Annotated in this window: 15 protein-coding genes, 1 tRNA gene and 1 pseudogene; 12 read left to right on the top strand and 5 right to left on the bottom strand. The window is 73.2% G+C overall.

Annotated elements, in window-relative coordinates; all coding sequences use genetic code 11:
- Positions 1-26 precede the first annotated feature (26 nt).
- The 9 genes from orn to ACIO92_RS21420 all read left to right on the top strand — a co-directional run bounded on the left by orn (position 27) and on the right by ACIO92_RS21420 (position 10,377).
- The gene (orn, locus tag ACIO92_RS21380; protein ID WP_351782530.1) at positions 27-629 is read left to right on the top strand and encodes an oligoribonuclease; all 603 of its coding nucleotides are present in this window, start codon (positions 27-29) and stop codon (positions 627-629) included.
- Between the two features lie 129 nt (positions 630-758).
- Positions 759-831 (top strand) — tRNA-His (locus ACIO92_RS21385).
- Between the two features lie 111 nt (positions 832-942).
- Positions 943-1,383 (top strand): hypothetical protein, encoded by a 441-nt coding sequence (locus tag ACIO92_RS21390; RefSeq protein ID WP_402282824.1) that lies wholly within the window; start codon positions 943-945, stop codon positions 1,381-1,383.
- Between the two features lie 102 nt (positions 1,384-1,485).
- Positions 1,486-2,823 carry an ABC transporter substrate-binding protein gene (locus ACIO92_RS21395; protein ID WP_401237311.1) on the top strand — a complete coding sequence of 446 codons (1,338 nt, stop codon included), beginning with the start codon at positions 1,486-1,488 and terminating at the stop codon, positions 2,821-2,823.
- Positions 2,824-3,206: 383 nt separating this feature from the next.
- Positions 3,207-4,196 carry a sugar ABC transporter permease gene (locus tag ACIO92_RS21400; protein WP_366441192.1) on the top strand — a complete coding sequence of 330 codons (990 nt, stop codon included), beginning with the start codon at positions 3,207-3,209 and terminating at the stop codon, positions 4,194-4,196.
- Positions 4,196-5,020 (top strand): carbohydrate ABC transporter permease, encoded by an 825-nt coding sequence (locus ACIO92_RS21405; protein WP_366441116.1) that lies wholly within the window; start codon positions 4,196-4,198, stop codon positions 5,018-5,020. The genes ACIO92_RS21400 and ACIO92_RS21405 overlap by 1 nt, the downstream gene beginning before the upstream one ends.
- Before the next feature lie 269 nt (positions 5,021-5,289).
- The gene (aspT, locus tag ACIO92_RS21410; protein WP_366441115.1) at positions 5,290-6,972 is read left to right on the top strand and encodes an aspartate-alanine antiporter; all 1,683 of its coding nucleotides are present in this window, start codon (positions 5,290-5,292) and stop codon (positions 6,970-6,972) included.
- A gap of 7 nt (positions 6,973-6,979) precedes the next feature.
- A complete protein-coding gene (aspT, locus tag ACIO92_RS21415; protein WP_402282821.1) occupies positions 6,980-8,683 on the top strand; it encodes an aspartate-alanine antiporter in 1,704 nt (567 codons plus the stop codon).
- 44 nt (positions 8,684-8,727) lie between these two features.
- Entirely contained in the window at positions 8,728-10,377 is a 1,650-nt protein-coding gene (locus ACIO92_RS21420) for a bifunctional aspartate transaminase/aspartate 4-decarboxylase (protein ID WP_401237310.1), read from the top strand.
- A 446-nt stretch (positions 10,378-10,823) separates the two neighbouring features.
- Here the strand turns inward: ACIO92_RS21420 and ACIO92_RS21425 are convergent, their stop codons facing one another.
- Together ACIO92_RS21425 and ACIO92_RS21430 are read right to left on the bottom strand one after the other, a co-directional pair.
- Positions 10,824-12,227 carry an ATP-binding protein gene (locus ACIO92_RS21425; protein ID WP_366441112.1) on the bottom strand — a complete coding sequence of 468 codons (1,404 nt, stop codon included), beginning with the start codon at positions 12,225-12,227 and terminating at the stop codon, positions 10,824-10,826.
- The gene (locus tag ACIO92_RS21430) at positions 12,224-12,925 is read right to left on the bottom strand and encodes a response regulator transcription factor (protein ID WP_401237309.1); all 702 of its coding nucleotides are present in this window, start codon (positions 12,923-12,925) and stop codon (positions 12,224-12,226) included. Before ACIO92_RS21430 ends, ACIO92_RS21425 begins: the two co-directional genes overlap by 4 nt.
- Before the next feature lie 87 nt (positions 12,926-13,012).
- On the opposite strand from ACIO92_RS21430, the gene ACIO92_RS21435 reads away from it, so the two are divergent.
- Complete coding sequence (locus ACIO92_RS21435) at positions 13,013-13,588, top strand: hypothetical protein (RefSeq protein ID WP_366441110.1); 576 nt, start codon at positions 13,013-13,015, stop codon at positions 13,586-13,588.
- A 20-nt stretch (positions 13,589-13,608) separates the two neighbouring features.
- Here ACIO92_RS21435 and ACIO92_RS21440 read toward each other — a convergent pair whose 3' ends face one another.
- Together ACIO92_RS21440 and ACIO92_RS21445 are read right to left on the bottom strand one after the other, a co-directional pair.
- A complete protein-coding gene (locus ACIO92_RS21440) occupies positions 13,609-14,478 on the bottom strand; it encodes a fused MFS/spermidine synthase (RefSeq protein WP_366441109.1) in 870 nt (289 codons plus the stop codon).
- A gap of 276 nt (positions 14,479-14,754) precedes the next feature.
- Entirely contained in the window at positions 14,755-15,201 is a 447-nt protein-coding gene (locus tag ACIO92_RS21445; RefSeq protein WP_402282818.1) for a hypothetical protein, read from the bottom strand.
- Between the two features lie 225 nt (positions 15,202-15,426).
- On the opposite strand from ACIO92_RS21445, the gene ACIO92_RS21450 reads away from it, so the two are divergent.
- A complete protein-coding gene (locus ACIO92_RS21450) occupies positions 15,427-16,728 on the top strand; it encodes a tetratricopeptide repeat protein (RefSeq protein ID WP_366441107.1) in 1,302 nt (433 codons plus the stop codon).
- Positions 16,729-17,050: 322 nt separating this feature from the next.
- Here the strand turns inward: ACIO92_RS21450 and ACIO92_RS21455 are convergent, their stop codons facing one another.
- Positions 17,051-17,647 (bottom strand): histidine phosphatase family protein, encoded by a 597-nt coding sequence (locus ACIO92_RS21455; protein WP_366441106.1) that lies wholly within the window; start codon positions 17,645-17,647, stop codon positions 17,051-17,053.
- Positions 17,648-17,873: 226 nt separating this feature from the next.
- On the opposite strand from ACIO92_RS21455, the pseudogene ACIO92_RS21460 reads away from it, so the two are divergent.
- Positions 17,874-18,155: pseudogene (locus ACIO92_RS21460) on the top strand (phosphatase PAP2 family protein); the annotation flags it as partial.
- Positions 18,156-18,222 lie beyond the last annotated feature (67 nt).

Raw genomic sequence — 18,222 nt, forward strand, 5'->3', positions numbered from 1 at the left:
CCCTGAAGCCCCCTAAGGTAGGACGCATGAACGATCGCATGGTGTGGATCGACTGCGAGATGACCGGGCTCTCGCTGACGGACGACGCACTCATCGAGGTGGCCGCACTGGTCACCGACTCGGAACTGAACGTACTCGGCGACGGGGTGGACATCGTGATCCGCCCGCCGGACGCGGCCCTGGAGACCATGCCGGAGATCGTGCGCCGGATGCACACGTCCTCGGGCCTGCTCGACGCGCTCGCCGACGGCACCACGCTCGCCGACGCGGAGGCCCAGGTCCTCGCTTACATCCGCGAGCACGTCAAGGAGCCGGGCAAGGCTCCCCTGTGCGGGAACTCGGTCTCCACGGACCGGGGCTTCCTCGCCCGGGACATGCCCGCCCTGGAGGGCCACCTGCACTACCGGATCGTCGATGTCTCCTCGGTCAAGGAACTGGCCCGGCGCTGGTACCCGAGGGCGTACTTCAACAGCCCGGAGAAGAACGGCAACCACCGCGCGCTCGCCGACATCCGCGATTCCATCGCGGAACTGCGCTACTACCGCGAGGCGGTCTTCGTCCCGCAGCCCGGCCCCGACTCGGAGACCGCGAAGCGGATCGCCGCGCGGCACGTCGTCCCGTCCGAATGACCCCCTTCCCGCAGGGCCGCTCGCGCCCCCGGAACCCGCCTCGGAAAAGGCGGGCGCGAGCACCCTCCGGGACCCTGTAGACTTCTTCTCGGCCGGTCAGGGAAGCCTTCGGGAAGACCACTGGTCATGGTGGGTATAGCTCAGCTGGCAGAGCACCTGGTTGTGGTCCAGGATGTCGCGGGTTCAAGTCCCGTTACTCACCCTGAAGACCGAGGCCCCGGTTCATCGAACCGGGGCCTCGGTCGTTCCACGGCGTGGGGGCGGCCCACGGCCCGGCGCGGCCGTCCCACCCCTTCTCCGTCGAGGAGCGTCTGTGACCTCCCTCTCCTTCCGGCGTGCCGGGGCGTCCGTCCTCGTCCTGGAGGCCGCCTACGCGCTGCTCATGCTCGTGGCCTTCGCCGTCGCGGCCCCGGACGACCCCGAGCCCGCCCCGGCGGGCTCGGGCTCCTTCCCCGTGACGGAGGCGGCGGCCGTCGTCCTGGTGCTCTGCGCCGCCGCCCTCCTCCGACCGCCCGCCCTCACGAAGAGGGTCCCCGGCTGGATCCGGGCCGTGGTGCTCCTCTGCACGGCCGCCCTCCAGTTGTTCGTCGTCCGGGCCGCGTCGGCCAACGCCCTGGACCAGGGACTCGAACCCGATGCGGTGCTCAACGCGCTCATGGTGCTGGGCGCCCTGGTCGCCACCGCCGCCTGCGTCCGGGGACTGCGCGCCCCGGCCGGCCGGACACCGGCCGGAAGCCCGGCCGCCGGGGGCTGACGGACCGGGAAGGCGGCCGGTGCGGGCCGTGCGGGTGAGTTCCGGGGCGCCCCGCGAGCTGCCGCCGGGCCGCCGGACGGGGCCGCACTACGGTCGGGGCCCATGGGGAGCGGGCGGAGGAGCACAGGCGCGTACGGCACCGCCCTGGCCCTGCTCCTCCTGTCCGCCCTCCTCTCCTCGGGCTGCGCCACCGACCCCGGGGGCCCCTCCCCGGCACGGGCGTACCGCGCCGGAGACGGCGGGTCCCGGCCCGTCACCCTCACCGTCGGGGTGTTCGGCACCTTCGGCCTCCAGGAGGCCGGGCTCTACGACACGTACATGCGGCTCCGGCCCGACGTGGCCGTCCGGCAGACCTCCCTCACCCGCAACGACGTCTACTACCCGCAGCTGCTGACCCATCTCACCGCCGGGTCCGGGCTCGCCGACGTGCAGGCCGTCGAGGTCGGCAACATCGCCGAGGTGATCACCACCCAGGCCGACCGGCTCGTCGAGCTCGGCACCGCCCCCGGGGTGGACCGGCGGGCCTTCCTGCCGTGGAAGTGGGCGCAGGGCACGGGGCCCGACGGGCGCGTCCTCGCCCTCGGCACCGACATCGGCCCGCAGGCCGTCTGCTACCGCAAGGACCTCTTCGCGAAGGCCGGACTGCCCACCGGGCGGGACGCCGTCGGGCGTCTGTGGGCCGGGGACTGGCGCCGGTACCTGGCCGTGGGGCTCCGCTACCGCGAACGCGCGCCCCGGGGCACCGCGTTCACGGACTCCGCGTCCGGGGTGCTGTCGGCGGTCCTGGCGAGCGCGCCCGTGCGCCACTACGACGGGCGGGGCGCCCTCGTGGTGGCCGGCAACCCGGCCGTACGGGAGGCCTGGGACCTCGCCGCCTCGTTCGCCCGGCGGGGGCTGACCGCCCGGCTCCAGCAGTTCACCCCCGGCTGGGACCAGGCCTTCGCCAACGGCGCCTTCGCCACCGTCGCCTGCCCCGCCTGGATGCTCGGCTACATCCAGGACAAGACGGGCCCCTCGGGCCGTGGGCGCTGGGACGTGGCGGCGGCTCCCCGGCCCGGCAACTGGGGCGGCTCCTTCCTCGTCGTGCCCGCCGCCGGGCGGCACCGCGCCGAAGCGGCCCGGCTGGCGGCCTGGCTGACCGCCCCGGCCCAGCAGGCACGGCTCTTCGCCCGGCGCGGAAGCTTCCCGAGCGCCTCGGCCGCGTATCCGCTCCCGGCGGTTTCGGAGGCCCGCGCCGCGTACTTCGGCGGCGCGCCGGTCGGCGCCCTCTTCGCCGAGGCGGCCCGGGGCGTCCCCCGCGCCCCGGTGGGCCCCAAGGACGGGCTGATCGCCCAGACCCTGGCCGACACCGGGATGCTCCAGATCGACCAGACGGGCCGGGACCCGGACGACGCCTGGCGGGCCACGATGAAGGCCCTCGACAACGCGCTGGACCGGTGACGCCCGTGCCGGACCTGACGGACCCCCGGGAGCCGGGCGGCGGGGACCCGCCGGGAACCACGGGCGCCGGAGCGTCGGCACCCGCGCCGCCCCCGCCCTCCCCGCCGGACCTCACGCCCGGCGCGGTACCGTCCTCCGCACCGGGCGCCATGCCGGGCCCGGTACCCGGCCTCGCTCCCGGGCCCGTACCGGACCCCGCTCCCGAGCGGGTACCGGCGCCCCCACCGGCACCCGGGCCCGCACCGGCCTCCGGTCCGGCACCCGCGTCCTCTCCCCCACCGGACCTCGCCCCCGGGCCCCTGACGGCTGCCGTTCCGGCGTCCCCTCCCCCACCGGGCCTCCCGCCCGCCCCCGTACTCCCCGCCACGACCGCGTCCGGTCTCCTGCCGGGGCTCGCGTCCGCTTCCGTTCCGGCGACGGCGTCCGGTCCCTCTCCCCTTACGGGGAGCGGGCTCGCGCGCGGCCGGTGGGGGCCGTGGCGGTCCTGGGCTCCGTACGTCCTCCTCTCCCCCTTCTTCCTGTTCTTCGGGGCCTTCGGCGTGTTTCCCCTGGTCGCCACCGCCTGGGCCTCCCTGCACCGGGTCGAGCTGACCGCACCCGAGCGGGCCGAGTGGGTGGGGCTGCGGAACTACACCCGGCTCGCCGGGGACGAGTTCTTCTGGAACGCCCTCGGCAACACCGTCACCATCGGCGTCCTCGCCACCGTCCCCCAACTGCTGCTCGCGCTCGGCGTGGCCCATCTGCTGGACGTGCGGCTGCGCGGCCGGGGCTTCTTCCGGGTCGTCGCCCTCGCCCCGTACGCCACCTCCGTGGCCGCCGCGACCCTGGTCTTCGCCCTGTTCTTCGGGCGGGACCACGGGATGGCCAACTGGGTCCTGACGGGCCTCGGAGCGGGCCCGGTGGACTGGCAGAACGGGCCCTGGGCCGCGAAGGCCGCCGTGGCGTCGATCGTGATCTGGCGCTGGACCGGCTACAACGCGCTCATCTACCTCGCGGCCATGCAGACCGTCCCCCGCGAGCTGTACGAGGCGGCGGCGCTCGACGGGGCCTCCCGGTGGCGCCAGTTCCTGCACGTCACGCTGCCGGGGCTGCGGCCCGCGCTCGCCTTCACCGGGCTCGTGTCGACGATCGGCGCGACCCAGCTGTTCGGGGAGCCGCTGCTGTTCGGCAGCGGGGCGGGCGCCTCGGGCGGGGCGGACCGCCAGTTCCAGACGCTGGGCCTCTATCTGTACGAGCAGGGCTGGGTGAACCTGCACCTGGGGCGGGCCGCCGCCCTCGCCTGGACCATGCTGCTGATCCTGGTGGCGGTCTGCGGGGCGGCCCGGCTGCTCCCCGCCGTCCTTCGGGGGCGCACGGCACGGAGGGCGGGCTGATGCGGACCGGGCGGACCGGGGCGGGCACGTACGCGCTGCTCGCGCTGTTCACCCTCGTCTCCCTCTTCCCCCTCCTCTGGACGGCGGTCGCCGCCTCCCGGACCGGTACGCGGCTCGCGGCCACCCCGCCCCCGTTCCGCTTCGGCCGGAACCTGGCGCGGAACCTGGAGATCGCCTGGACCGACGCCCGGCTCGGCGAGGCGCTCCTCAACACCTCCCTGGTGGCCGGGACGGTCGCCACGGGGACGGTGGTGTGCGCGACCCTGGCCGGTTTCGCCTTCGCCAAGCTGCGGTTCCGGTTCCGGGGCGTCCTGCTCCTGCTGGTGGCCGGGACGATGCTGATCCCGCCGCAGCTGGGAGTGGTCCCGCTCTATCTGCTGATCGCCCGGCTGCGCTGGACGGACGAACTCCAGGCGGTGGTGCTGCCCTCGCTGGTGTCGGCCTTCGGGGTGTTCTTCATGCGCCAGCACCTCGTGCGGGCGCTGCCCTCCGAGCTGCTCGAAGCGGCCCGGACGGACGGGGCGGGGACGGTACGGACGCTGTGGCACGTGGTGCTCCCGGCGGCGCGGCCCGCGATGGCGGTGCTCGCGATGCTGTCCTTCGTGGCCGCGTGGAACGACTTCTTCTGGCCGGTCCTGGCGCTGACGCAGACGGGGAACCCGACGGTCCAGGTGGCGCTCACCGGTCTGGGACGGGGGTACGTGCCGGACCCGTCGGTGGTGATGGCGGGGGCACTGCTCGGGACGCTGCCGCTGCTGGTGGTGCTCGCGCTGTTCGGGCGGCACATCGTGGGCGGGGTGATGCGGGGCGCGGTGAAGGGCTGATCGGGCGCGGGCCGGGGGGGGGGGGGGACCAGAGGTCCGGCCGGGCACGGGCCGGGGGGGGACCAGACGTCCGGCCGGGCACGGGCCGAGGTGCGCCGGTGCGTCCCGCCCCGGGCCCCGCCCCGAGGCGGCCCGCCCCGGGAAATCGTCCTTCCGGATTCCGCCACTCGTTCGGCCGCGACCGGTGATCCCCTTCGGCTTCCCCCTGTTAGCTTCCCCATATGTCCAACATGCTCGTATTTCAGCGCTTTCGGGCGAGGTGAGGCTGAATGGGAGTCCTGCGTGACCATCCCGAACTCGCTCTCTTCCTCTGTCTCGCGGCCGGATACCTGGTCGGCAAGCTCCGGGTCGGGCCCATCACCCTCGGCGGCATCTGCGGCACCCTGATCGTCTCGCTGCTGCTCGGTGCCTGGGCCAAGGTCACCATCTCGGACGACGTGAAGACGATCTTCTTCGCGCTCTTCATCTTCTCGCTCGGCTACATGGCGGGACCGCAGTTCTTCGCCAACCTCAACCGCAAGAGCCTGCGCTTCTTCGCGCTCTGCCTCATCGAGGTCGTCTGCGTCGTCGGCATCGCCTTCGGGCTCGCCAAGGGCTTCGACCTGGACGTCGGCACCGCCGCCGGCATCCTCGCGGGCGCCGCCACCGAATCGGCGGTCGTCGGCACGGCCACCGAGGCCATCGCCAAGCTCTCCGACCTGACCCAGGCGCAGATCACCGAGTACCAGGGGCACGTGGCCACCGCGTACACGGTCTGCTACCTCTTCGGGCTCGTCACCATCGTCATCTACACCAGCCAGATCATGCCGATGATGCTGCGCATCAACCTCCGCGACGCCTCGCGCGCGCTCTGGGAGAAGATGCGCGGCAGCGGTGGCGGCCTGGAGTCCGACGAGCGCGAGGCGCTCCCCGGCATGGTCGGCCGGACCTTCCTCGTCACCCACGCCGACGGCAGCAAGGTCGTCGACCTGGAACGGTCACTGGACCGCCGGGTCACCATCGAGGCGGTGAAGCGGGGCAGCAAGGTCCTCACCCCTCCCCCGCCCGACTTCGAGCTGACCCTCTCCGACCTGGTCCTCACGGTCGGACGGCGGGCCAACATCATCGAGGCGGGCCGGGTCATCGGCCCCGAGACCCCGGCGATCCCCGGTCTCGACACCCCGCTGGCCACCACCCAGGTCTCGCTGACCGCCCAGAACACGGTGGGCAAGTCCCTGGACACCCTGGCGAAGGAGCACCCGGAGTTCACCTCCGGCGGGGTGTACGTGACGGACGTGCTGCGCAACGACCAGCACCTGCCCGCGACCCCGGAGACCGTCGTCGCCCGGGGTGACGTGCTCACCCTGGTCGGCGCCCGCTCGGGGCTCGGCAAGCTGGCGTCGAAGATCGGCTCGGTCGTGAAGAACGACGCCACCGACTTCATCTACCTGGGCCTCGGCATCGTCTGCGGTTCGCTGCTCGGCCAGATCGTGGTCCGCTTCGGCGACGTCCCGATGTCGCTGGGCACCGGTGGCGGCTGTCTGATCTCCGGTCTGCTCTTCGGCTGGTTCCGCTCCCGGACGCAGACCTTCGGCGCCTTCCCGCCCCAGGCGGCCTCCACCCTCAAGGACATGGGCCTGGCGATCTTCATCGCCTGCACCGGTCTGGTGTCGGGCCCGCAGGCGTGGCCGCTGCTCAAGGAGTACGGCCTGCTGCTGCCGTTCGCCGGGATCGCGATGGTCCTGGTGCCCGCGACGCTCTCGCTGATCATCGGGCGGAAGCTGCTGAACATCGAGAAACCGCTGCTCATCGGTGCCATCGCGGGCCAGCAGTGCTCGACCCCGGCGATCACCTCGATCACCCAGGTGGCGCAGAGTTCGGTGCCGATGCTCGGCTACACGATCACGTACACGCTCTCGAACTTCCTGCTGCCGCTGACGGGCCCACTGCTCGTCGGCGTCCTCGGGGCATGAGGGCGCCATGATCGATTTCCTGAACCGGAACATCTTCCAGCCCCACCCCGAGCTGCTGGTCTTCATCACCGTCGCGCTCGGCTTCCTCTTCGGCAAGCTCCGCTACAAGGCCATCGCACTGGGCGCGGTGACGGGGTGTCTGGTGGCCGGACTGCTGCTCGGCGCGCAGTTCAAGGTGACGATCGACGGCACGGTGAAGAACCTCTTCTTCACCATGTTCCTCTTCGCCCTCGGCTACAAGGTCGGCCCGCAGTTCTTCCGGGGGCTGCGGAAGGACGGCCTCCCCCAGGTCTTCAACGCGGTCCTGGTCTGTGTGACCGGTCTGCTCGTCTCCTGGGGCTTCGCCGTGATGCTGGGGTACGGCCCCGGGCTCTCCGCCGGTCTGCTCGGCGGGGCGCTCACCCAGTCGGCGGTCATCGGTGTCGCCCAGGACGCCATCGGCAACCTGCCGGGGCTCTCCGCCGACCAGATGAAGACCGAGGAGAACCTGGTCGCGATCGGCTACGCCGTCACGTACCCGCTCGGCACGATCCTGTGCGCGATGCTCCTCGCCAACGTCCTGCCCAGGCTCTACAAGCGGGACCTGGCCGCCGAGTCCGCGCAGCTCACCAAGGAGCTGGACGCCCCGGGCGACAACCCGGACCTCGCGGAGGGCTACTACGAGATCGTGCTCCGCGCGTACCGGATCGACCACTCGCCGCTGGTCGGCCGGACCGTCGACGACTTCGAGAACCAGCAGAAGGAGCTGGGGCACCGCATCTACCTCACCCGGGTCAGGCGCGACGGAAAGATCCTCCCGCACGACCAGGACACGGTGCTCCGCTACCGGGACGTGGTCGCCGTCAGCGCGCTGCGCGGCTCGCTCGTCGAGTTCGACGCCCGGACCAACATCGGTCCCGAGACCGACGACGTGGAACTGCTCGGCTACGAGACCGAGACCCTGCACGTGGTCGCCTCGAACAAGGAGCAGCTGGGCAGGACCATCGCGGAGCTGCGCCGCGAGCCCTTCATGGTCGGCGTGTACATCGACAAGGTCTACCGGTCGGGCGCGGAGTACCCGTACCGCCTCTCCACCAAGGTCGAGCGCGGCGACACGGTGATCCTGACCGGGCCGAAGCGGCTGGTGGGCCCGGCGGGCAAGGCGATCGGCAAGCCCGTGCCGACCTCCTTCGCCACCGACATGCTCTGGGTCGGCCTGGGGATCTTCCTCGGCGGCTGCGTCGGCATCCCCGCGCTGACCGTGTCGGGCGTGCCGATCTCGCTCTCCACCTCCGGCGGCGCGCTGATCATGGGTCTGGTCTTCGGCTGGATCCGGGGCAAGTACCCGACGTACGGCAACGTGCCGCCCGGCGCCCAGTGGTTCATGGACACCCTCGGGCTCTGCCTCTTCGTCGCGGTCGTCGGCATCAACGCCGGGCCGAGCTTCACCAGCGGCCTGTCCACGGCCGGCTGGGGGCTGCTGCTCTGGGGCGCGGTGGCGACGCTGATCCCCCTGATCGTGGGCTTCCTGGTCGGCCACTACGTACAGAAGATCCGCTTCCCGATCCTGATGGGCGTGCTGGCCGGCGGCCAGACGACGACCGCGGCGATCGGCGCGATCAACGAACAGTCCAAGTCCCAGATCCCCACCCTCGGCTACACGATCCCCTACGCGGTGGGCAACGTCCTGCTGACCATCTGGGGCGCCGTGATCGTCATCCTCAACCACTGACCCGGAACCACCGCCCCGACCGCTGACGGAAGTGAGTGCCCGCCGTGCCCAAGACCACCTTCACCCGTGCGGAGATCCAGTCCTTCGCGCAGCTCTCGCCGTTCGAACTGAAGGACAAGTTCATCCGGATCGCGCAGGAGGCGCAGGCCGACAAGCCCGGCCAGAAGGAGAAGTCGCAGACGCAGATGCTCAACGCGGGCCGCGGCAACCCGAACTGGGTCGCCACCGGCCCCCGCGAGGCGTACTTCGCGCTCGGCTACTTCTCGCTCTCCGAGTCGCGCCGCGTCTGGACCGCCGACGACCTCGGCGGGATGCCCGAGGTCGCGGGCTCCGGAGCCCGCTTCGACACCTTCGTCAGGCAGCACCCCGACCTGCCCGGCATCGAACTGCTCCAGAGCTGTGTGGAGTACGCCGTCGAACGCTTCGGCTTCGACAAGGACGCCTTCGTGCACGAGCTGACCGACAGCACGATCGGCGACAACTACCCGGTGCCGGGCCGCATCCTGCCGCACACCGAGCAGATCGTGCGGGGCTATCTGAACGACGAGATGTTCGACGGGAAGCCGCCCGCAGGGAACATGTCGCTGTTCACGACCGAGGGCGGCACGGCCGCCATGTGCTACATCTTCGACTCCCTGATGAAGAACGGGATCCTGAAGAAGGGCGACCGGATCGCCCTGATGGTGCCGGTCTTCACCCCGTACATCGAGATCCCCGAACTCGACACGTACGGCTTCGACGTCGTCAACGTCAACGCGAGCCTCTTCACGGAGACCGGGGTGCGCCAGTGGCGCTACCCGACCGAGGAGGTCGCCAAGCTGGCCGACCCGTCGGTGAAGATGGTCTGTGTCGTCAACCCGTCGAACCCGCCGTCACTGGCGCTGAGCGAGCGGGTCACAAACCAGATCAAGGACATCGTCGCCACGGCCAACCCGAACCTGCTGATCGTCACGGACGACGTGTACGGCACGTTCGTCGAGGACTTCCGCTCGCTCGCGGCGGACCTGCCCCGCAACACCCTCCTCGTGTACTCGTACTCCAAGCACTACGGCTGCACGGGCCACCGGCTCGGCGTGATCGGTCTCTACGACGACAACGTCATCGACGAGATGATCGCGAAGCTGCCCCGGGAGGAGACGGACCGCCTGAACAAGCGGTACGGCACGCTCACCCTGCACCCGGAGAGGATCCGGTTCATCGACCGGCTGGTCGCCGACTCCCGTCAGGTCGCGCTCAACCACACGGCCGGGCTGTCGCTGCCCCAGCAGGTCATGATGTCGCTGTTCTCGCTCTTCGACCTGCTGCCCGAAGGACAGGCGTACAAGGAGAGGATCCGGGGCATCGTGCGCCAGCGTCTGGAACTGCTCCTCGAAGGCGCCCAGATGAAGATCGCCGAGGACCCGAAGCGGGCCGGGTACTACATCGAGCTGGACCTGCTCGCGGAGGCCGAGCGGGTGCACGGGAAGGACTTCGCGGACTTCCTGGAGAAGAACTACGAGCCGGTGGACCCGCTGTTCCGGCTCGCCGAGCAGACCAGCGTCGTCCTCCTCAACGGCGGCGGCTTCGACGGTCCCGAGTGGTCGGTCCGGGTATCCCTGGCCAACCTCGACGACCTGGACTACCTGAAGATCGGCCACCATCTGCGGGCGATCTTCAACGACTACGCCGAGGAGTGGAGGGCCTCCACGGCCTGAGGGGGGGTGCGCGCCCCGGCCGGGGTAGGGGGTCTGCGGGCCGGGGCGCGCCTTGTGGGGGGAGGGGGTAGCACGACAGACGCTAGCGTCCGGGAAACGGACAAAGGGGAGCACCGGGACATCGTCGGCCTTCCTTAAGGCGTGCTTAAGGAAGGCATCGGAATCAGCAAAGGTTGCCGAACGGACCCGGCCGAAGGGGGCTTGAACCGGCCGGGGAGAAGGGGCGGTTCGATCCCGTGGTGAGCCTGAGCGGCCGGGCCGGGGCGGGGGCGGAGCTTGCTGGGCGGGTCCGGAGCCTGGGCGGGGCCGAGGCGAGGTGGGGACGAGCTGGAGCGGGGCCGAGCCGGAACGGCGGTTCCGAGCGCCGGGGCCCCGTCGGCCCGCCGGGAGGCCGTCCGGCCCAGGGCTGGGCCTCCGCGGGTCCGGCCGACGCGAGGCCCTCGCGGTCAGCCGACGCCCGCCCTGCGGGTGCCCGTGCCGCCCCGGCGGCGGCGGGGCGGGCGGGGGCCGGGGGCCGTGGAGCGGGCGCCGCGTCCGTCGAGCCCGATCCACACCCGGACCTCCGTGCCGCCGAGGACCGACCGCCCGATGCGCACATCACCGCCGGTGGCCTCCGCCATCCGCCGCGCGATGTCGAGGCCGAGGCCGGTGGAGCCGTCCCGGGCCCCGCTGTTGCCCCGGGCGAGCGCGGCGGCGGGGTCCTCGATGCCGGGGCCCGCGTCGGAGACCAGGACGATGACGGCGTCGTCGCCGTTGTGGACGTCGATCGAGAAGGCCGTGCCCTCGGGGGTGTGCCGGAACACGTTGCCGAGCAACGCGTCCAGCGCGGCCACGAGTTCGGGCCTGGCCACCGGGATGCGGACCGGCCGCTCGACGCCCGCGACCCGGACCGGGCGGCCCTCGTCCTCGGCGAGCGCGGACCAGAAGTCCATCCGCTGGCGCACCACTTCGGCCGCGTCGCAGCCCGCGCCGGGCCCGGCGGCCTGGGTCTGCGGCTTCGCCTCCCGGGCCGTACGGATGATGATGTCGACCTCGCGCTCCAGTTGCTCGACGGCCGCCCTGGTCTGCTCGGCGACCGGCCCCGAGCCGAGCGAGGCCGCGTTGAGCCGCAGCACGGTGAGCGGGGTGCGGAGCCGGTGGGAGAGGTCGGCGGCCAGCTCCCGCTCGTTGGCGAGGAGCTGCACGACCTGGTCGGCCATCGAGTTGAACGCGACGGCGGCCGACTTGAGTTCGGCCGGACCCTCCTCGGGGACCCGGACGCCGAGTCTGCCCTCGCCGAGTTCCTGGGCGGCGCCCGCGAGCCGCTGGGCGGGCTGGACCATCCGCACCCCGAGCCGGTCCGCGACGGCGACCGAGCCGACGACCAGGGCGAGGCCGACCCCGGCGAGCACCAGCCAGGCGGTGGTGACGCCGATGGACACGTCCCCCTCGGGGACGAAGATCTCGACGTAGGCGACCTGGGCGCTGCTGATGGCGGTGGGCTGGAGCAGGACGAAGCCGCCGGGGACGTCGGCGATGGACACCCGGCCGACCCTTCGGGTGACCGCGAGGTCCTTCTCGCTGACCCGGCGCGTACCGATCTCCAGCGGTTCGCCGTCGGGCCCGTCGGCGGGGACGTGGATGGCGAGCCGCCCGGCGGCCCCCTCCTCGGTGCTGGCGAGTGCCTTGTCGAGTTCGTCGCGCTCGGTGGTGATGGCGAGGACGGGGGCGAGCCCGGCGGCCCGCCTCTCGGCGTTGGAGAACGCCCGGTCGCGGGCCATCTCCTTGACGACGAGCGCGAGGGGCACCGCGAAGGCGAAGACGACCATGGCGGTGACCGCGAGGGACACCTTGACGAGCGCCCATCTCACGGCGTCGGCTCCCGGGGCGGCTCCAGCTTCACACCGACCCCGCGCAGGGTGTGCAGATAGCGGGGCCGGGCGGCCGTCTCCCCCAGCTTCCGCCGCAGCCATGACAAATGGACGTCGATGGTCTGGTCGTCCCCGTACGACTGCTGCCAGACCTCGGCGAGCAGCTCCTTGCGGGGGACGACGACCCCGGGCCGCCCGGCGAGGAAGGCGAGCAGGTCGAACTCGCGCCGGGTGAGGTCCAGCGGCGCCCCGTCCAGCTCCGCCTGACGGCGCAACGGATCGACCGTGAGCCCGCCGACCCGGATCACCCGGGACGGCGGCGCCTCCCCCGCCGCCGACCGCGCCCGGCGCAGGACCGCGGCCATCCGGGCCGACAGGTGGTCGACCGAGAAGGGTTTCACGAGGTAGTCGTCGGCGCCCGCGTGGAGCAGCCGGACGATCTCCGCCTCGTCGTCCCGGGCGGTCGCGATGATCACCGGTACGTCGGTGATCCCGCGCAGCATCTTGAGCGCCTCGGACCCGTCGAGATCGGGCAGACCGAGGTCCAGGATCACGACGTCGAAGCGGTAATGGGCGACCTCGCGCAGCGCCTCCAGAGCCGTGCCGACGCTCCGCACCGTGTGGGAGGCCTCGGACAGCCGGCGGATGAGGGCGGAGCGCACGAACTGGTCGTCCTCGACCACGAGCACACTTGCCATGGGCCGCACCGTACGCCATCCGAGAGGATCATCTGACAATCTCCACCCTCTGGTCCGGTCCCGTGGGTGGTGGTGCACTATGGCCCGGTGCGAAGAGGACTCGTTCACGCCCTGGCCTGGTCGCTCGCCACCGGCGCGGCGGGCACCCTGTCCTGGTGGGGGGTGCACACGGTGCTGTCCGGCACGGTGTACGACCCGCCGCGCGCCCTGCCCCTGCCCGCCGGTCCCGTCGAGGAGCCCCCGGCGTCCGGGGACCCGCTGTCCTCCTCGACACAACGGCCCGACACCGCACCGCCGTCCACGCCCGCTCCCTCCCGGCGCACCCCGGACGGCGGCGCCACGACCGCTCCGGCCGCCCCCGCGACGACCCCGGCGCGGACGACCGCGCCCATGGCCCCGCCGCCCGCCGCCGCCATCACCGGGACGGACTCCGGCTCGAACGTGAAGAGCTACACCGTGGACGGCGGCCGGGTCGCCTTCGACCTCGGGAAGACCTCGGCCGAACTCGTCTCGGCGACCCCCGCGTCCGGCTGGCAGATGCAGGTGTGGAAGGACGCCACCTGGATCCGGGTCACCTTCACCTCCGGCGGGCGCGAGCTGTCCGTCTTCTGCCTCTGGCACGACAGCGCGCCCCGGGTGCAGATCGAGGAACGGGCCGTCTGAGCCGGGGCGGGACGCCGTCGTCAGTGGAACGCGGACGGCGGCGGTACGGGCGAGGGCTTGGCGACCGCGTCGGTGACCGGCACCGCTCCCCCGGCGAAGTCGGCGAGCGCCCGGCCGTGTTCGACCCGGCCGGGGTGCGGATCGGTGGCGACCCGGCGGGTCAGCTCGGCCACCGGCAGTTCCCGGTCCGAGGCCAGCAGCACCGCGTTGCCGAACCGGCGTCCGCGCAGCACGGTCGGATCGGCGGTGAGCGCGAGTTCGGGGAAGACGGCGGCGGCGGTGGCGATCTGGCCGCGCAGATGGCTCAGGGGCGGGCCGTCGGCCAGGTTGGCCGCGTAACAGCCGTCCGGCCGCAGCACCCGCCGCACCTCGGTGAGGAACTCGGTGCTGGTCAGATGGGCCGGGGTACGGGCCCCGCCGAACACATCGGCGACCACGAGGTCGGCCCAGCCGTCCTGGATCTTGCCGAGCCCGGCGCGGGCGTCGGTGGAGCGGACCCGGACGCGGGCCCCGGCGTCGAGCGGGAGTTCCCGCCGGACGAACTGCACGAGACGCGCGTCGAGCTCCACGATCTGCTGGGTGGAGCGGGGCCGGGTCGCGGCGACGTACCGGGCGAGGGTGAAGGCGCCGCCGCCGAGGTGGACGACCTGGAGCGGCCGGTTCGGCGGGGCGACGAGGTCGATGACGTGACCGAGCCGCCGCTGGTACTCGAAGGTGAGGCGGGACGGGTCGTCGAGGTCCACATGGGACTGCGGGGCGCCGTCGATCAGCAGTGTCCAGGCACGGGGCCGGTCCCGGTCGGGCACGAGTTCGGCGACTCCGCCGTCGACGGTCTCGACGACGGGGGCGGCGGCGGCCGCCCGGTCACGCTGCTTGTTGTTCCTGGCCACGGACCCATTATCGGCTGCCGCCCGGAGCAAGGGCCCGGCGGCCGGACGGAGACGGCGGCCGGACGGCCGGTGGGGGGAAACGGATCACGGGTGGTGGCGGCCAGGGGCTGCCGAACGGCGGGCGGGAAGCGACCGGGGACAGCGGACGGTCGGGAGACGGCGGACAGCGGACCGTCTGCGGGCGGCGGTCAGCGGACGGTCTGCGGGCGGAGGACAGCGGGCGGCGGTCGGGCGGCAGCGGCGATCAGCCGACGGCCATCGGGTCGGCGGCAGCCGTCAGTGGCAGCCGTCGGCCGCCTCGATGAGCCGGGCCGCCTCGCCGAGGGCCGCGCGGAGCACCGCGGGGTCGGTGACCTGATCGGCCTCCCCCGGGGGCAGCAGCCAGCCCGCGGGGCGGGGCGCGTCCCCGGCCGGTTCGGGCAGTTCGGGCAGCTCCGGAAGGCGCAGCCCGCGCCCGGAGGTCCTCGTACAGGCGCTGCCGGGCAGGTCCCAGGCGGCGGCGGTGCCGGGCGGGACCAGGAAGCCCAGGGTGGCGCAGGTCCCGTCGTGGACGACGGGGCCGACGGCGGGGGTGGCGCCGCGCCGGAGGATGTCCACGGCCTCCAGCCCCTGCCGGACCGGGACGGTCACCAGGTCCCAGCACTCGGCGGCGGCGGACGCCGCCCCGGTGGCCTCCGGGGCGGGCGCGTGCCACGTGGCCGACTGCGAACCGATCTCCGTCATGGGACCCCTCCTCGCTCATGAGGAGACACGTGCCGTCTCTCCTCTACCGGTTCAACGCCCGCGCGCGTCAACGGCTACGGCGGTTTCCCGCCGCAAAGGATGGCAGTTCATGGCAGATGGAAGGTGAGATATCCGATTTGTAGCCAAACTCGGCATGAGGGATCGGTGGCAGCGGGTACGTTCTTGCCGCCGGACCACCCGGCAGCACCAGGAGAGGGCTCGGCCATGACGATGTCACGGGCAGTTCCCAATCTCGCCTTCCGGCGCCTCCGTGGTCGGCACTCACCGGCGGAGTTCGCGGCGGCGGTCCGCCGCGCGGCGCGGGAGATCGGCGAACAGGTCGCCTGCGACGCGCGCTACATCGGGCGCGTCGAGGCGGGCGAGATCCGCTGTCCCAACTACGCGTACGAGCGGGTCTTCCTGCACATGTTCCCGGGTCTCGGCCTCACCGACCTGGGTTTCTCCGCGCGGGAGACGGTGCGCGGCAGGCGGCGGGCCGACCTCGAGGGGGACGTGCCCGACACTGCCATCACGACCCGGAACGATGAGGAGAGCGACGTGCTGCGTCGCGCATTCATGACGAGCGGCTCCGCCGCGCTGGCGACCGTGTCGCTGGGAATCGGCGGCCCCGCCGTCGCGATCCCGGCCCCCCGTGGGCCCCACCGCGTCGGCGAGACGGAGGTACGGGCCGTCGAGGACGCCGTACGGGAGATCCGGCTGCTGGACGACCGGTACGGCGCCGACGGGCTCTACCGGGCCGCCGCCCAGCCGCTGCGCGCCGCGTACGCGCTGCTGGACGCGGGGACCGCCGCCCGCCGCTCCACCGAGGACCGGCTGCACGCGGGCACGGGGGAACTCTCGCTGTCCGTCGGCTGGCTGGCGCACGACTCCGGCCGCCACGAGGACGCCCGCTCGCACTACGCCGAGGCCCTCGCCACCGCGCGCGTGGCGGGGAACGCGGCCCTGGAGGCGCACGCCTTCTGCAACACCTCGTTCCTGGCCCGGGACGGCGGCCGGTTCCGGGAGGCGCTGCGCGCGGCGCAGGCCGGACTGCGGGCGGCCCGGTCGGTGGACTCGGCCCGGCTGCCCGCGCTGCTCTCGCTGCGGGAGGCGGGCGCCTGGGCGGGTCTCGGTGACCGTTCGGCGTGCGAGCAGGCCCTCGGCCGGGCGCACGGCTTCTTCGACCGTGGCCCCTCGGGCGGCGACCCCGAGTGGATGTCGTTCTTCGGGGAGCCGGAGCGGGAGGCCCTGGAGTCCCAGTGCTGGTCGGCGCTCGGCGAATGGGGGCGGGCCGCCCGGCACGCCCACCGGGCCGTGGTCCTGCAGAACCCGCACTTCGCCCGGAACCTGGCGCTCTACCGGGCCCATCTGGCGAAGGACCTGGCGTACGCGGGGCGCCTGGAGGAGGCGGCGACGGAGGTGCGGCGGGTGACGGAGTCCCTCGCCGGGGTCGCGTCCGCCCGCATCCGGATGATGCTCGCGGAGACCCGCCGGGTCCTCACCGCGCGCCGCCGGACCCGGCGCTGAGAACCGCGCGCGGCCGAGCGCCGGGCGCTGACAGGGGCGGGCACGCGGGTCCGTGCGCTGACGGACCCGGTGCTGACGGGGCCGGTGCTGACGGGGCCGGTGCTGACGGGGCCGGTGCTGATGGACCCGGTGCTGATGGACCCGGTGCTGATGGACCCGGTGCTGATGGCGGTCGACGCCGGGTCCGGTCGGGGCACGGACCCGGTCGGCGCCGGAGTCCGCGACGGCGGATCTCCCCGCCGACCGGCCCGCGACGGCGGGTCTCCGCCGACCGGTCCATGACGGCGGCACCCGCCGACCGGCCCGTGTCGGCCGGGCCCGGCTACCGCTCCAGGTGCCCGGTGTCGTTCCAGCGCTCGACCGCCGGGGCGCCGTACGCCCAGCCGAGGACCGACAGGCTCGTCGGGTCGAGCCGGACGCGGGCCGCGAAGGAGACGTCCTCGCCGAGCCAGCGGGCGCCGATCGACCGCAGGATGTGCCCGTGCGCGAAGACGAGGACGTCCCGGTCGGCGGACCGGGCCCAGTGCACGATCTCGTCGGCGCGGTCCGAGAGCTGCGCCAGGGACTCGCCGTCCGGGACGCCGTCGCGCCAGATGAACCAGCCGGGCCGGATGTCCTGGATCTGCGGCGGGGTCAGCCCCTCGTACGCCCCGTAGTCCCACTCCATCAGCGCGTCCCAGGGCTCGGCCCGGTCGCCGAAGCCCGCGAGTTCACAGGTCTCGCTCGCGCGGACCAGCGGGCTGGTGCGGATCTCCACCCCGGGCAGGCCCTCCCAGGGGCCCCGGTGCAGGCGCTCGCCGAGCAGCTTCGCGCCGCGCCGCCCCTCGTCGAGCAGCGGGATGTCGGTCCTGCCGGTGTGCCGGCCGAGGAGCGACCACTCGGTCTGGCCGTGCCGGGCGAGCAGGATGCGCGGTGCCATGGGAAGGACTCTCCAGGTTTCACGGTGCGGACGTGCCTCTCCCATCATCGCCCAGACGGATTCGGGGTGACGTCCCGGCAACCGCGGGGCACCGTCCCGCGTCCCCCTCCCGGGGCCGGACACGTCGGGGGAAGCGTTCGCACGGGCGAGCCGCGCCGGTGGGCCGGGACGGCCCTGGCCGGGCTCGGGTACGCGGCCTGCTCCGGCGGGCGGCTGCCCGCCCCTGCTGCCCGCCCCGGTGTACGGCTTCACCGACACCACGGCCCGGTACGGCGCGTACGGCTGGTGGGGCGGCGAGGCCAGCGCGCCGCGCGGTCTCGGCGGTCCGAGGAACCGGTTCGCGGCGATGCCGAGCCTGCGCGCCGACTGGTCGCCGTGGTGCGGGGCGATGCCGTGGCGGTACGGGCACGGCCCCGTCGCGGAGGCCGCCGGGCTGGCGTATCCGCTGGTCACGACGGTGGTGGTACGGGGCACCGCCAACCACCGTCCGCCCGACGCGGTCGCCGGGGCGGCCGTCCTGGGCCCGGGGCCGCTGCTCACCCCGTACGTGCTGCGGGGAGCCGGGCGGCGGAAGC

The sequence above is a fragment of the Streptomyces sp. NPDC087215 genome (assembly GCF_044744885.1).
Taxonomy (GTDB): domain Bacteria; phylum Actinomycetota; class Actinomycetes; order Streptomycetales; family Streptomycetaceae; genus Streptomyces.